Source organism: Pseudomonas sp. B40(2017) (genome assembly GCF_002112855.1).
GTDB lineage: Bacteria > Pseudomonadota > Gammaproteobacteria > Pseudomonadales > Pseudomonadaceae > Aquipseudomonas > Aquipseudomonas pharyngis.
Map to the genome: position 1 here is coordinate 196,161 of NZ_NEIT01000010.1, position 13,995 is coordinate 210,155.

The 13,995-nt window shown below is 59.9% G+C and carries 11 protein-coding genes; 6 read left to right on the plus strand and 5 right to left on the minus strand.

Features of this window, described 5'->3' with window-relative positions; all coding sequences use genetic code 11:
• Positions 1-3: 3 nt before the first annotated feature.
• The gene (locus tag CAF76_RS26495) at positions 4-936 is read right to left on the minus strand and encodes an AraC family transcriptional regulator (protein ID WP_085649175.1); all 933 of its coding nucleotides are present in this window, start codon (positions 934-936) and stop codon (positions 4-6) included.
• A 586-nt stretch (positions 937-1,522) separates the two neighbouring features.
• On the opposite strand from CAF76_RS26495, the gene CAF76_RS26500 reads away from it, so the two are divergent.
• From CAF76_RS26500 to CAF76_RS26515, 4 genes are all read left to right on the plus strand, one after another.
• Positions 1,523-2,872, plus strand: coding sequence for an MFS transporter (locus CAF76_RS26500; RefSeq protein ID WP_064595597.1), 1,350 nt, complete (start codon positions 1,523-1,525; stop codon positions 2,870-2,872).
• 99 nt (positions 2,873-2,971) lie between these two features.
• Entirely contained in the window at positions 2,972-3,664 is a 693-nt protein-coding gene (locus CAF76_RS26505; protein ID WP_039771001.1) for a fumarylacetoacetate hydrolase family protein, read from the plus strand.
• 39 nt (positions 3,665-3,703) lie between these two features.
• Positions 3,704-4,468 carry an SDR family oxidoreductase gene (locus tag CAF76_RS26510; RefSeq protein ID WP_039771000.1) on the plus strand — a complete coding sequence of 255 codons (765 nt, stop codon included), beginning with the start codon at positions 3,704-3,706 and terminating at the stop codon, positions 4,466-4,468.
• Between the two features lie 32 nt (positions 4,469-4,500).
• Complete coding sequence (locus CAF76_RS26515) at positions 4,501-5,457, plus strand: 2-hydroxyacid dehydrogenase (RefSeq protein ID WP_085649176.1); 957 nt, start codon at positions 4,501-4,503, stop codon at positions 5,455-5,457.
• 52 nt (positions 5,458-5,509) lie between these two features.
• On the opposite strand, the gene CAF76_RS26520 is transcribed toward CAF76_RS26515, so the two are convergent.
• On the minus strand, positions 5,510-7,636 hold the full coding sequence (locus CAF76_RS26520) for a TonB-dependent siderophore receptor (protein ID WP_085649177.1): 2,127 nt from the start codon (positions 7,634-7,636) through the stop codon (positions 5,510-5,512).
• 145 nt (positions 7,637-7,781) lie between these two features.
• A complete protein-coding gene (locus CAF76_RS26525) occupies positions 7,782-8,366 on the minus strand; it encodes a TetR/AcrR family transcriptional regulator (RefSeq protein WP_085649178.1) in 585 nt (194 codons plus the stop codon).
• Positions 8,367-8,573: 207 nt separating this feature from the next.
• On the opposite strand from CAF76_RS26525, the gene CAF76_RS26530 reads away from it, so the two are divergent.
• Together CAF76_RS26530 and CAF76_RS26535 are read left to right on the plus strand one after the other, a co-directional pair.
• Positions 8,574-9,251, plus strand: coding sequence for a type 1 glutamine amidotransferase domain-containing protein (locus CAF76_RS26530; protein ID WP_085649179.1), 678 nt, complete (start codon positions 8,574-8,576; stop codon positions 9,249-9,251).
• 116 nt (positions 9,252-9,367) lie between these two features.
• Positions 9,368-10,492 (plus strand): alkene reductase, encoded by a 1,125-nt coding sequence (locus CAF76_RS26535; protein WP_085649180.1) that lies wholly within the window; start codon positions 9,368-9,370, stop codon positions 10,490-10,492.
• Here CAF76_RS26535 and CAF76_RS26540 read toward each other — a convergent pair.
• Positions 10,471-12,003 (minus strand): sensor domain-containing diguanylate cyclase, encoded by a 1,533-nt coding sequence (locus CAF76_RS26540; protein ID WP_085649181.1) that lies wholly within the window; start codon positions 12,001-12,003, stop codon positions 10,471-10,473. The genes CAF76_RS26535 and CAF76_RS26540 overlap by 22 nt on opposite strands.
• A gap of 181 nt (positions 12,004-12,184) precedes the next feature.
• Positions 12,185-13,729 carry a class I SAM-dependent methyltransferase gene (locus CAF76_RS26545; protein ID WP_085649182.1) on the minus strand — a complete coding sequence of 515 codons (1,545 nt, stop codon included), beginning with the start codon at positions 13,727-13,729 and terminating at the stop codon, positions 12,185-12,187.
• Between the last annotated feature and the right edge of the window lie 266 nt (positions 13,730-13,995).

Below are 13,995 nucleotides of genomic sequence, written 5' to 3' on the forward strand. Positions count from 1 at the left end.
CGATCAGGCCTCCACAGGTGACTGCGGGGTGTCGGGGTCCAGTTGCCGACGGCGGAACTGTCCAGGTGGCTGGCCGTGAATCTGGCGAAAACGCCGGGAGAAGTAAGCTTCATCCGCAAAACCACACAGCCTCGCCACCTCGCCCACTGGCCGGGTTCCATTGAGCAGGTAATTGCGTGCCGCGTGCATTCTGCGCTCCAGTACCAGCTCGGTGAAGGTCTTGCCGATTTCCTTGCGCAGCCAGTGCGTGAGGTAAGTCGGTGACAGGTAGGTCGCCGCCGCCACCTTGATCAGATTGAGATCGGGGTCGGCAATGTTCTTGCGCAGGTACTCGAACATCCGGCTCAGTGCATCCCGCCGACTGGCTTGCGCGGCATTCTCTTCTGCCAGGCGCTTGAGCGGTTCGGCATACAGGACGCACACCTTGCCTACCAGTTGCAGCAGCAATCCCTTGAGCACTTCGCGTGTACCGAACTGACGATTCTCGTCCAGGCCGCGCATCTGTTCGATCAAGCCACAGACCTCGTTGAAGTCCTCATCCCCCAGTATGAAATCCAGATGCTCTTGAAAGCGAAACGGCGACAGTTCGGGCGCCAGGAGAATCGATACCTCCTCCAGATCCATCGGGTCGCACTGCAAATGCGGCAACAGAAAGGTCTGGGAAAAGTTGATCACCATGAAATTGCTGTCCGCCGGATGCGGGATCACGTGCACGCGGTGCGGCAGGATGAATGCCAGTGCGTTACGCGGAAACGGACGAACCGCGTTGCCAATGTGCTGCACCGTGTCGCCGCCGAGGTTGATCTGGATCTGGAAGTATTCGTGTCGGTGCGGGCCTGTCTCGGCGCGGCGACCTTTTTTGTCACGAATGTAGAAATCCATCATCTCGCTGCGTTGCTGCATGACGTAGGTGGGCACACGGCATTGTGACGTCATTTCTTGAGCATCCTCGACAGGTACTTGGGCAGGTTTTCCTGGCGTTGCCGAGTAATCGGCGTGGTTCATCTTGAAGGTTCGGCGCCGGCCCTTCAAGCAGTCATACGATGACACCGAACTCAGTGTTTTTTCTACACCGCTGCTGCCAATGATCACTGTCCAAAAAACGCGACCGCAAAGTCAGTGTTTTTTCCGTTTAAAAACAGTCAGATAGAAAACAAACCAGAGAGCATCCGGAAAATTCACTGTGTGGATTTTTTTGGACAGGTTTATCCGATGCGCCCTTCTCCGGAAAAAATGATCTAACACCCTGATTGATTTCGAGAGGTTGTACGACCACTGTATTTCTCACGCCCAACCTCTTTCAAAAACAACAGAAGGTGCGCACGTCATGAATCCGCTATTGCTCCCCGCCGCCCCTCCCCAGCCTTTACCGACGATGCCAGCCGGAAGACGTCCCTGAACGTCTGACCCTGGCCGTTTGTGCCATTCGTTTCAACTGCGATTGCCTTGCCCCCGGACTGCGGGCAACGGCGTCGGCTGTCCGCAAACAACTCGACACTTCTAACAATAACGAGGTCCACTCATGTCGAATTCGCACACCTCTCAAACCACCGCGCCCCCTTTGATTGCCGCCGACAGGGACGCCGTGTCATCCCGGCGACTGCCGACGCGGCGACGCTGGTTCATGCTCTCGCTGCTGCTGATTGCGACGATCATCAATTACATCGACCGGGTGAACATCTCGATCGCCGCCCCGTTCATGGCCAAGGACCTGGGCCTGGACAAGATTGAAATGGGGCTGATCTTCTCTGCCTTTGCCTGGACCTACGCACTCGCTCTGGTGCCGGCCGGATTTATCGCCGACCGCTTCGGCTCACGCTTCACCTACGGGGTTTCCCTGATCAGTTGGTCGACCGTCACGGTGTTTCAAGGCTTCGCCACGGGATTCGCTTCGCTGTTCGGCTTGCGTCTGGCCGTCGGGGCGATGGAAGCGCCGGCATTTCCGGCCAACAGCCGTGCGGTAACCGTATGGTTTCCGGCGCGGGAACGGGGCCTTGCCAGCAGTATTTACGTCTGCGGGCAGTACCTGGGCACGGCACTGTTTACCGGCGCCCTGCTGTGGCTGGCCACAACCTTTGACTGGCGCCATGTCTTCTACAGCACCGGCGCGCTCGGCATCGTCTTCGGTGTGCTGTGGCTGTATCTGTATCGCGATCCGCTGAACTGCAAGAAAGTCAGCAAGGAAGAGTTGAAATACATCGAGGCCGGCGGCGGCCTGGTCAAGAGCAGCCAGGAACGCACTCGTTTCAACTGGCGGCAGATCGCCGAGCTGTTCAGCTATCGCCAGGTCTGGGCCATTTGCATCGGCAAGTTCGCCAGTACATCGGCGCTGTACTTCTTCCTCACCTGGTTCCCGACCTATCTGATTGAAGAACGCCATCTGACCACAATCAAGGCCGGGATCTTTGCTGTGATGCCCTTCGTGGGCGCAACGGTCGGCATCCTGCTCGCCGGCATCGTCTCCGACTTGTTGATCCGTCGTGGTTATTCAATGTCTTTCGCCCGGAAATTGCCGCTGGTGGTCGGATCGATGCTGGGCATGTCGATCGTGCTGGTGAACTTCACTGACTCGAACGTCATCTGCATCGCCGTGCTGACCATTGCCTTCTTCGCGCAGGGCATCGCGTCGTCTTCGTGGGCGGCGGTGTCGGAGGTGGCGCCCAAGGAACTGATCGGGCTGACCGGCGGGATCACCAGCCTGGCCGCGAACATCGGCGGCATTGTGACCCCGATCGTGATCGGCGCCATCGTCCACGCCACCGGCTCGTTCGCCTGGGCGTTCTGGTTCATCGGCGCCGTGGCGCTGATCGGCACTCTCTCCTACTCATTGCTGCTCGGTCGCCTGTACCGCATCGAGTTGAAAACGCGCTGACGCCAGAACAACTGTTTTCTCCAATTGGAGGCGGCTTTCGTCCAACTTCGCCAGCGATTGCCGCCGTACGCTGCACTCTCACACAGGACTTCCAGCAGGATGAACATGACCGAATACGTCTTTACCCCGGATCTGCCAGTGACCTTGCCGATTGTCGGCAGCGAGCAACGCTTTCCCGTCGGACGCGTGTTCTGCGTCGGCCGCAACTACCCATGGCCGGACACCCTGGGCCAGCCGCGCCAGCCACCGGTGTTCTTCATGAAACCGGCAAGCAGCGTGGTGGACGCTGCCGGTGAAGTGATCTTCCCGTCACTGACCGAAGAGTTCGCCCATGAAATCGAACTGGTCGTGGCCATCGGCGAAGGCGGCGCGCAGATCCCCGAGAGCCAGGCGCTGGCCTATGTCTGGGGCTACGCCGCCGGACTGGATCTGACACGTCGTGACGTACAGCGACTGGCCAAGCGCGACGGCTTGCCATGGGAAGGTGCCAAGGTGTTTGACGGCGCCGCACCGATGACCGCCATTGTGCCGGTCACCCGGACCGGGCGGCTCGAAGGGGAATTATGGTTGAGCGTGAACGGTGAAGAACGCCAGCGCGATCGTCTCGACAGCCAGATCTGGTCGGTGAGTGAAGTCATCAGCCGTATCTCGCAATCCGTAACACTCAAGGCCGGCGACCTGATCATGACCGGCAGCCCCGCCGGCGTCGATGTCTTGCAACCCGGCGACGTCATCAGCGCCGGGATCGACGGCATTGGCCAACTCGAAATGCGCGTCGGCCCACGGCCTTGAGTCTGTCCTTAAGTGATTGGAAAAAAGGAGAACAACAAGATGTCTGACACTCAATCCTTGAAAGTTGCCCTGGTGACCGGCGCCGGCAGCGGGATCGGCCGTTCGGTTGCACTGGGCCTGCTGGCCGACGGATACACCCTGGTGCTGGCCGGGCGCCGGCCCGAACCCTTGCAGGCGTTGGTCGATCTGGCGGCCGGCGAAGGCCGCGAAGCGATGGCGGTGCCTACCGATGTACGCGACCCCGCCAGTGTCGACCAGCTGTTTGCAACCATTGCCGAGGTCTACGGACGCCTGGACGTGGTCTTCAACAACGCCGGGGTCAATGCCCCTGCCGTACCGCTGGACGAACTGACGTTCGAGCAGTGGCGAAACGTGATCGACACCAACCTCAACGGGGTTTTCCTCTGTGCCCGTGGCGCGTTCGGGCTCATGCGCCGGCAACAGCCACAGGGTGGCCGCATCATCAATAACGGTTCGATTTCGGCCCACACCCCGCGTCCTTTCAGCAGCGCGTACACCGCCAGCAAACACGCGGTGCTGGGGCTGACCAAGTCACTGGCGCTGGATGGTCGGGAATTCAATATCGCCTGCAGCCAGATCGACATCGGCAATGCCTTGACCGAAATGTCGGTGCGCATGACCAAAGGCGTGCGCCAGGCCAACGGCAGCATCGCCGTGGAGCCGATGGTCGACGTCAAACATGTCGCCGACGCCGTGCGCTACATCGCCGGTCTGCCCCTGTCGGCCAACGTCCTGAACATGACCGTCATGGCCACCGCCATGCCGTTTGCCGGCCGCGGTTGAGCCGGCTTTTTTATTGCGTAAGTGAGGTTTACATGAAGCCAGAAGTCTTGCAGTTGAGCCCGATCCTGATTCCGGAAATCAATGCCCGTCTCGGCGAACTGTTCACGATCAGGCGTTATTTCGAGCAGGCCGACAAAGCGGCATATTTGCAGGAACACGGCGCCAACATTCGCGGCGTGATCACGGGTGGCCACACGGGCATCAGCCAGGCGCTGATGGCGCAACTGCCCAAACTGGAAGTGGTGGCGGTCAACGGTGTCGGCACCGATGCAGTAGACCTGGCCTACGCCCGGGATCGCGGAATCCGCGTGACCGCGACCATCGGCGCACTGACCGAAGACGTGGCCGACCTGGCCATCGGTTTGCTGATCGCCGTGTGCCGTGGGCTGTGTACCAGTGACCGTTACGTTCGCTCGGGCCAGTGGCCGCAAAGCCCGACCCCATTGGCACCGCTGCCTTTGGCGCGGCAGGTGTCCGGCATGCGGATCGGCATCGTGGGCATGGGCCGGGTCGGCCGAGCGGTCGCCACCCGGGCGGCCGCGTTTGGCTGTCCGATCAGCTACACCGATCTGCAACCGATGAGCGATGTCAGCCACACCTTCATCGCCGACCTCAAGCAATTGGCCCGCGACAGTGATGCGCTGATTCTCGCGGCGGCCGCCGACAAGGCCGAGGCCATCATCGATGCCTCCGTGCTGCAGGCTCTGGGCAAGGGCGGCTACCTGATCAACGTGGCGCGCGGCAAACTGGTCAACGAAACCGATCTGGTGGCGGCCCTGAAGGCCGGCGAGATCGCAGGTGCGGCGCTGGATGTTTTCGTCGATGAGCCCAACGTGCCTGAAGCCTTGTTTGCCCAGGAACAGGTGGTGCTGCAACCGCACCGCGCCAGCGCGACCCTGCAGACCCGCACCCGCATGGGCGAGATGGTCGTGGCGAGCCTGGTGGACAGTTTTGCCGGAAAGACTCCGCAAGGGTGTGTGACCGGCTGAGCCTTACAGTCATCGGGGGCCGCAGCCCCCGATGACAGATTCCAGCCCCCGACTACAACGTGTAAGAAATGCCGACCTGCACCGTTCTCGGTGCCCCCGGATAGGCGTAGACGTTGCCGAATGCGCCCTCGTCGTAGTCACGGTCAAACAGGTTCTTCAGGTCGAGGTTGAGGCGCACCTTGTCATTGACCTTGTAGTAGCTGAGCAGGTCGACAACGGTATAGTTCCCCATCGAGAACGCGGTGTTCGCCGTTTGCCCCGCGCGCTCATCGACATATTTGAGGCCTGTTCCCAGACCCAGACCACTGAGGGCACCGTCCTGGAACTCATAGACATTGAGCAGGCTGAAGCTGTTTTTCGGGATGTTCATCAGTCGCGTGCCGGAGCGGATCACGTTGTCCTTGGTCACCTCGGCATCGACGTAGGCGTACCCCCCGATGACACGCCACTCGGGGGTCAGGTTGCCGGCAACATTGAGGTCAAATCCTCGGCTGCGCACTTCCCCGGCAGCCACGCTGAAAGTAGAGTCCACCGGGTCAGTGGTCAGGACATTGCGCTTTTCAATCTGATAGATCGCCGCGTCGACGCTCAACTGATGATCCAGCGCTTCCCATTTGACGCCCATCTCCCAGGACTTGCCTTTCTCCGGTTCAAAGCCCCCGCCCTGTCGGCTCGCGCCGGTATTGGGCTTGAATGAACGCGCGGTGTCCGCGTAGACCGCGAGGGTGTCGGTCAGGTCGTAGGTCACACCGACGCGGGGCGTGACGGCATTGTCGCTGGCCTGCCAGTTTTTGCCGCCGGGCACGTAGGTTTCATAGTCGTGCTCAAAGCGCTCGAAACGTGCGCCGGCCAGGACTTTCAGCCGATCGGTCAGGGCCACCTGATCCTGTACGAACGCGGCGTAGGTCTTGAGATTTTCCTTGTCGTGGGTCGGGGTGCGCGTCAGTGCCGGACGGGGCTGCCCATACACCGGATTGAAGATATCGATCGGATAGGCACTGACCGCGCCGCTGGAGCGCTGGATGATCGACTGGTAGTCGTAATCTTCGTATTCGATACCGGTGAGCAATGTGTGCTGCAGGCCGCCGGTGGAGAAGTGACCGGTCAGGTTGAGTTGGGTGTCCTTGTCCGTCCACTCCAGCTTGCGGTAGTTGAAATTTCGTCCCAGGGTCCGGCCGTCGGCGGCAATGCCGTTGGCTTCAATGGCATTGCCCTGCAAGGTACCGTCGAGCCACTGGAAGCCACCGCCGAGCGTCCAGTCCTCATTGAGCACATGCTCGAAGCGCAATTGCGCCATGTTGTTGTCGTTGTGCAACTTGCCGGCGTCCGGTTCACCGAAGAAGGTGTCGCGGGAGGCGGTGCCGATCTGCCGGGGATAACGCGTCGCGCCCCGGTCCAGCGGATGGTTGTTGCGCATGAAGTCGCCCTCGAAGATCACTCGGGTGTCATCGCTGGCTTGCCAGGTCAGCACCGGGGTCACGCCGTAGCGTTCGGTTTCGACGTGATCGCGGAAGGTATCGCCGCCCTCGCCCACCACGTTCAGGCGATAGGCCAGAAGCCCCTCTTCATCAAGCGGGCCGGAAGCATCCAGGGTACCGCGGCGCATGCCTTGGTCATTCAACTGGCTGCCGAGTGTGACCGTGCGCTCGGGCAACGGTTGTTTGGAAACGACATTGAAAGTCCCGCCCGGATCACCACGGCCGTAGAGCATGGTCGCCGGCCCGCGCAGGACCTCAAGACGCTCGATGGTGTTGGCATCCGGCATGTTCGGATAACCGCGGTTGATCGGGAAACCATTGCGGTAGAACTCGCCGGTGGTAAATCCGCGCACGGTGAACGTGGTCAGTCCCTGGCCGCCGAAATTGTTGGCTCGCCCTACGCCGCCCGCGTAATCCAGTGCGTCCTGCAGCCGGGTAGCACCGATGTCTTCGACCGCGTCTTTGGTGACGACACTGATCGACTGCGGGGTTTCATGGATCGAGGTGTCGGTCCGCGTGGCACTGGCCGAACGGGTCGCGCGATATCCATGTACCGGACCGCCTGCCCTTTCGTAATCCGCGGTACCGACCACATCGGTTGCCTCCAGCTCCAGCACTGACGCCGTTGAATCGGATGGCTCGGCCCACGCAAAGGGAGACAACGTTTGCAACACACAGATGGACAGCAGAGTTCGACGCATGGAGGGAGAACCTTACAGATAGGCCAGAACGAAGGGGATAACTGCCAGCAAAACGCGGCGGATGGTATACCACCCGCCGCGCAATTGATAGGAATTCCCATTCGTTTGTGCGACTGACTCTCGACCGCTTGCGTCTACTGCTTTCTCACACGCTCAGAAGGCGCTTCGTGGTCGCCATAGACGTACTCAACGATTGCCCCGTGCGTTGCAGTTTGTTCAGCAGACTGGCCCCCAGCCACAGCTGATACAGGGTTTCAGCCAGTTGCCGAGCATCGCCCTCAGGCAAGCTTTCTTCGACCTGGCCCTGTTCGATGCACTCGGTGATGCGCGCCACCACTCGCTCGGCGCCATCACGCAAGGTCAGGCGCATGGTTTCGGAAAGGTCGGCCACCTCGGCGCTGAGTTTCACCACCAGGCATTCGTCGCCATGGCCTTCCAGGGTGCAGCGATCCTGCCAGCCTTGCCAATAATCCATCAGCCGTTCGTGGGCGCTCAGGCCGGGCAGCGTCAGGCGTCGCTCCATGTCGGCCAGATAGTCGACGAAGTAATCCTCGAGCAAGGCCTGGCCGTACAGTTCCTTGGATTTGAAGTAGTGATAGAACGACCCCTTGGGCACGCCGGCGGTCTGCAGGATCTCGTTCAGGCCGACACTGGTGAAGCCTTTCTCGGCCATCATCCGGTGGCCGGTGTCGAGCAAATGTTGGCGGGTGTCGTCGTAGGTCGGTTTCATGGGGCACGAATTACCAGGCAATAGACCAGTCGTTTATCTCAAAGGAACGCGAGTTTGCCACACCTGTCCATGAAAAACCTTCGAAGAAAAATTACTAGACGACTGGTCTAATTGGAAACTATGCTGCGCCCCTACAAACTTTTCCCGGTGTCGATCCTGTGCGAATCCCTTGCTCATGAACGCTGCCAGACCAACCCAGGGTGCTCTATGAAAATCTTGATGGTTTTGACTTCCCACGATCAACTCGGCAACACCGGCAAGAAAACCGGCTTCTGGCTCGAAGAGTTCGCCGCCCCCTACTACGCCTTCAAGGACGCCGGCGCCGACGTCACCCTGGTTTCGCCCGCCGGCGGTCAGCCACCGCTGGATCCGAAGAGCGACGAGCCCGATGCTCAGACGGCTGAAACCGATCGTTTCCGCCAGGATCCTGCGGCCCAGCAGGCACTGGCGAACACCGGCCGCTTGGCCGATGTCCGCGCCGAAGATTTCGATGCGGTGTTTTATCCAGGTGGCCATGGCCCGCTCTGGGACCTGGCCGAAGACAAGCATTCGATTGCCCTGATCGAAGCCTTCGCGCGCAGCAACAAGCCCCATGGCTTCGTCTGCCATGCGCCGGGGGTGCTGCGTCATGTCGTCGACGCAGACGGTAAACCGCTGATCCAGCACCGCGAAGTGACCGGTTTCACCAATTCCGAAGAAGCAGCCGTCGGTTTGACGGACGTAGTGCCGTTCCTGATCGAAGACGAGTTCCAGCGTCTTGGCGGTCGCTATTCCAAAGTTGCGGATTGGCAAGTTCATGTCGTGACGGATGGAAAACTGGTCACCGGCCAGAATCCTGCCAGCTCGGCGGCTGTCGCCGAACAACTGTTGAAACTGCTCGGCTGAGGCGTCACTCCGCTCCTTCAACTTGATCCGAACACCGTGTGCGTGTTGCACGGTGTTCTTTTTTTCGCCCACCAAATAGTCGACTGGTCTAATAAACCCGTGGACAGGATGCATCCATGAACAACAGCCGCTTCTTCACCCCCGTCACCCTGGGCCGCCACATCCTGAAAAACCGCATAGTCCTGCCGCCCCTCACCCGCCAGCGCAGCACCCAACCGGGCAATGTCGCCAATGAATTGATGGCCGAGTATTACCAGCAACGTGCCGGTGCCGGTTTGCTGGTGACTGAAGGCACCCAGATCGAACCCCGTGGCCAGGGATACGCCTGGACCCCGGGCATTCATACACCTGAGCAAATTGCCGGTTGGCGCAAGGTCACCGAGGCCGTTCACGCCAAAGAGGGGGTGATCTTCGCCCAGCTCTGGCACGTGGGACGCGTATCGCACAGCGCTTTGCAACCCGATGGTGCCGCGCCAGTGGCGCCCTCCGCTGTCGCCACCGATCGGGTCAGCGTTTTCATCGAGACCGGGCCGGGCATGGGGTCTCTGGTGCCGCCATCCTCACCGCGCGCACTGACCACCGAGGAAGTCCAGGAACTGGTTCAGCTGTACATCCAGGCGGCGCGCAATGCCATGGACGCCGGTTTCGACGGTATCGAGTTGCACTGCGCCAATGGTTATCTGGTGAACCAGTTCATCTCCGCCCACAGCAACCTGCGCACCGATCAATACGGCGGTTCGCTGCATAACCGTCTGCGCTTTCTGCGCGAAGTGGTGGGTGGCGTCGCCGAATGCATCGGCAAGGAAAAGGTCGGCGTGCGCTTCGCGCCGCTGTTCACCACCACCGATGAAGCGCGGACTTATCTGGGTATGGTCGAGGAAGACCCTCACACCACCTACATCGAAGCGATCAAGGTGCTGCAAGACGTCGGCATCGCCTACCTGTCCATCGCCGAAGCCGACTGGGACGACGCGCCAGTGATGCCGGAAACCTTCCGTCGAGCAGTACGCGACACCTTCAGCGGCGCGATCATCTACGCGGGCCGCTACAACGCCGAAAGCGGTGCGCGGTTGCTTGAATCCGGACTGGCGGACCTCGTGGCTTTCGGTCGCCCGTTCATGGCCAACCCGGACCTGCCCGCGCGTATCGCCAATGACTGGCCGCTGAATTCGCTGAACCCGGCCACGGTGTATGGCGGCCATGCCGAAGGCTATGTGGATTACCCGGTGTACGGAGAGTAGCTTTCGCTGGCGACACTTTTGGCGAGCTGATTGCGGCCCGCCCCTTTGGCTTGATACAGCGCCTGATCTGCCGCAGCGATCAGGCCTTGTATCGTGTCCAGTTGCAATCCGGTGGCGGCCGCGATGCCGATACTCACACTCACTCGGCCGAATGGACTGGTCCGGTGAGCGATAGGCTCTTGCGCCAAGCGTTTCAGGATCATTTGCGCCACGACCGCTGCGCCGTCACTGTCGGTATCGGGCATGATCACCGCCATTTCTTCCCCCCCGTAACGCGCCACCAGGTCCGATGGTCTGCGCACGCAGGTCTCAAGCACCTTGGCCACCTGCTGCAGACAGGCATCGCCGGCAATGTGCCCTTCGGCGTCGTTGAACAGTTTGAAATAGTCGAGATCAATCATCAGCAACGCCAACGAAGTTGCGTCACGCTTCGCCCGGCGCGCTTCCATCGCCAGGGTCTGATCGAAACATCGCCGATTGGCCAGGCCTGTCAGCGCATCCTTCATTGCCAACAGCTCAAGTTGCCGGTTCGTGCCGAGCAGCTGTTGTTGAGTATCGCGCAACTCACCTTCCACCTGCGTCCGGCGACGAATATCCAGAATCAAAAACCAGCCGATAACACCGGTGAGACCCAGCAATGTGGTAACCACACCGATCGACAACAGCGCTTCAAATCGCCACGCCGCCAGGGCTTCGCGTTTACCGAGCGCAACCGTAGTGATCAGCGGCAGCGTTTCACTCTTGCGAAAGGCATAGAGCCGTTCCACGCCGTCGAGACTGGACGTGAAGGATGCAGTGCCAACCGATTTGTCCACCAGGTACTTCGCATAGATCGGCGAATTGGAGAAGTTGCGCCCCATGTCCTGTTCACGGAAAGGGTAACGGACCAGCAGTGTGCCATCGGTGTAGGACAAGCCAATGGCGCCCTCCTGCCCTATATCGAGCTGGCCGAACAGACGCAGAAAGTTTTCCACCCCCAGGGTGACCGACACCACACCGGCAAACTCTCCGCGATCGTCATTGAAACGCCTGCTGATGGTAATCACCCACTCCTGATTCGAACGACTGCGGATGGGCGGGCCGATGAAGGGTTCGCGAGATGGATCGTCACGGTGATGAATGAAGTAGGCACGATCACTGCTGTTGGCACCGACAGGAATCGGCCGGTTGGATGACATCAACCAGTGGCCTTTGTTGTCGTAGATAGTGATGCCACTGAGCTGCGGCATCAGCGGTCGCTGCCGGTTGATCAAAGTCTTGAGTCGTTCGATTTGCGCTGGGCCACTGCCTTCGGTTTCCAGACGTTCGACGAGTCCGAGCAGAAGCAGCGAGCTCTGCCGGACAATGCCTTCGGAATACGTCGCAAGTGCCTGCGTCAGGTTCAACCCGTGGACATTGACTTCATCCAGTGCTTGATCCCGAGAGCCCAGTATCTTCCAGATGGTCAGCGATGCCAGGGAACAGCCGATTACCAACAGCAAGAGCATTACAAGGTGAGTATCACGCTTCACTTCAGTACCTATGGAAAGTCCGGTTTCCGTCACCGCTATTATTTGATCGGGGCATTACATCGACCGCGCGTCCTTGTCAGCACGTCAGCCGCGGTGCTGTCGCTCTGGTTTTGCGCAAGAATCCGAAATGCCCCGGACGACGGCAGGCAACGCGAGGGTGTCTTGCCGTCCCTCGTCTCGACTAGACGATTTTCAAAGCCTTGAGAATCACCAGCGTACTCTCGGCAAACGCTTGAGCCTGCGCGGTCAATTCGGCAAGGTTTTCTTCCGCGGTGGTCAGGGCCTTGCCGTCCTTGAGGAGACCTTCGCCCTGGCCGCCGATGATGCCCCATGCCAGTTGTGCCCATTCAGCCGGGTGTTTTTTGCCTTGCTTGATCGATATCAGGAACAACTGCTGGAAGCGGCTGACCGTCACCCCACCTCCGGTCACCGGACTCGCCAGGGTCTGAATCTTGTGGCCATACAACGAACGCTTGCACAGCTGCAGGTTGAGGGTATTGCAGCGGGCCTGCACCAGTTTTTCGGCTGCTTCGCTCTGACACGGCGCCACGGCCCCCATGCCGATCAACACGTTGAGAGCCTGTTCCACATCGCCATAAGCCAGCGAGGGCAAAAGATCCAGCAAATGCCGCAAGGTCTTCGGCACATAGGCGTCATCCGCCAGTGCTGCGAGTACCGGGCCATAAATCTCTGCCTGCAGCGTCGCTGCGCCTGCCGGACCGATGACGTTGGCCGGCACGCTGTCGGCTGCCTGCAACAGGACGAAGCGCGTGCTGAGCATACGCTCGCGGTGCTCGGTAGCAGATAGTCTGTTGGCGCCGCGCACATAAAGGTCCCGGCGGAAACTCTGGTTCACAAAATAGTCGCGCGCCTGCTCACGCATGACCGGATGCTCAATGCCTTCCAGAAAGTCCATGCCTTCGGCGGTCAGGTTGAGCGGATCGACGGAGTCCAGCGGCACGGCTGTCGTGGCGTAGTCGAGTTTGGCGGGCGCCAGGGCATCCACCACGTCGGTGAAATACATGCAGTTCCAATCGCGGTTGAAGTACTCATGGGCGACGTACTGGCGATCCTGGCCTTTGATGCTCTGGAGCTTGGCGTCCAACCCTGGCGCCGAGTTGGCATATTTAGGATTTGCAGCCAGCAGCGCTTCGGAAAACTGCAGCGCAGCGTCAATACGTTGATCAGGACGTGCAGAGGCCTGACTGGCGAAACGGTCGTGCAGGCTGAACAGTTGGCGCAAGGGTGCCTGAGGCGACCAGCCTGGGAAGCAGTTGTAGCTGACGTACAGCAGGCCACCAGGCTTGAGATGACGACGGGCGAATTCGACGATCAACTTGTGGTTATCGCGGCTGACCCAAGTCCAGATGCCATGCAGGCTGATACTGTCGAACTGAGGCAAATCATGACGGGCCAGCAACTGCTCGAAGCTGTCGTCATACAGTCGCGCATCGCTGCCCCAGTCGCTGGCCAGAGCAATGGCATGGGACGCCTGACCTGGGTGAAAGTCGGTGCCGACATAAGAGCCCGGATTACCCGCCGCATGGATGTTGATCGAAACACCCTGACCAAAACCCAGCTCACAGTGGTAGCCGTCGCTACTCTCCAGCGTGGCGAAACCGCGCAACAGCAGACAATAGCGCTGGAAAACCGGATTGATTTCCCGGCTATAACTATAGGTGTAGCCTTCGTCCGTGAAATATCCCTCGTTCCAGGCATTGCTCATGCGTGCATCCTTTTTCTTATATCGGAAGTGAAAGTCGCTCTTATACGGGGTAGCCATGGCGTATCACAAGAGGAAAGTGATCAGGCAAACGCCTCCTGGATAAACGCCTGCAGCGTCGCTTCCTCAAGTATCTCAATCGAGAAATGGCCGAGCCTTTTCCTGCGGGCAAAACAAAACCCCAACTGCTTTCGCAATTGGGGTTTCGGAATTTAATCTTGACGATGACCTACTCTCACATGGGGAAACCCCACACTACCATCGGCGAT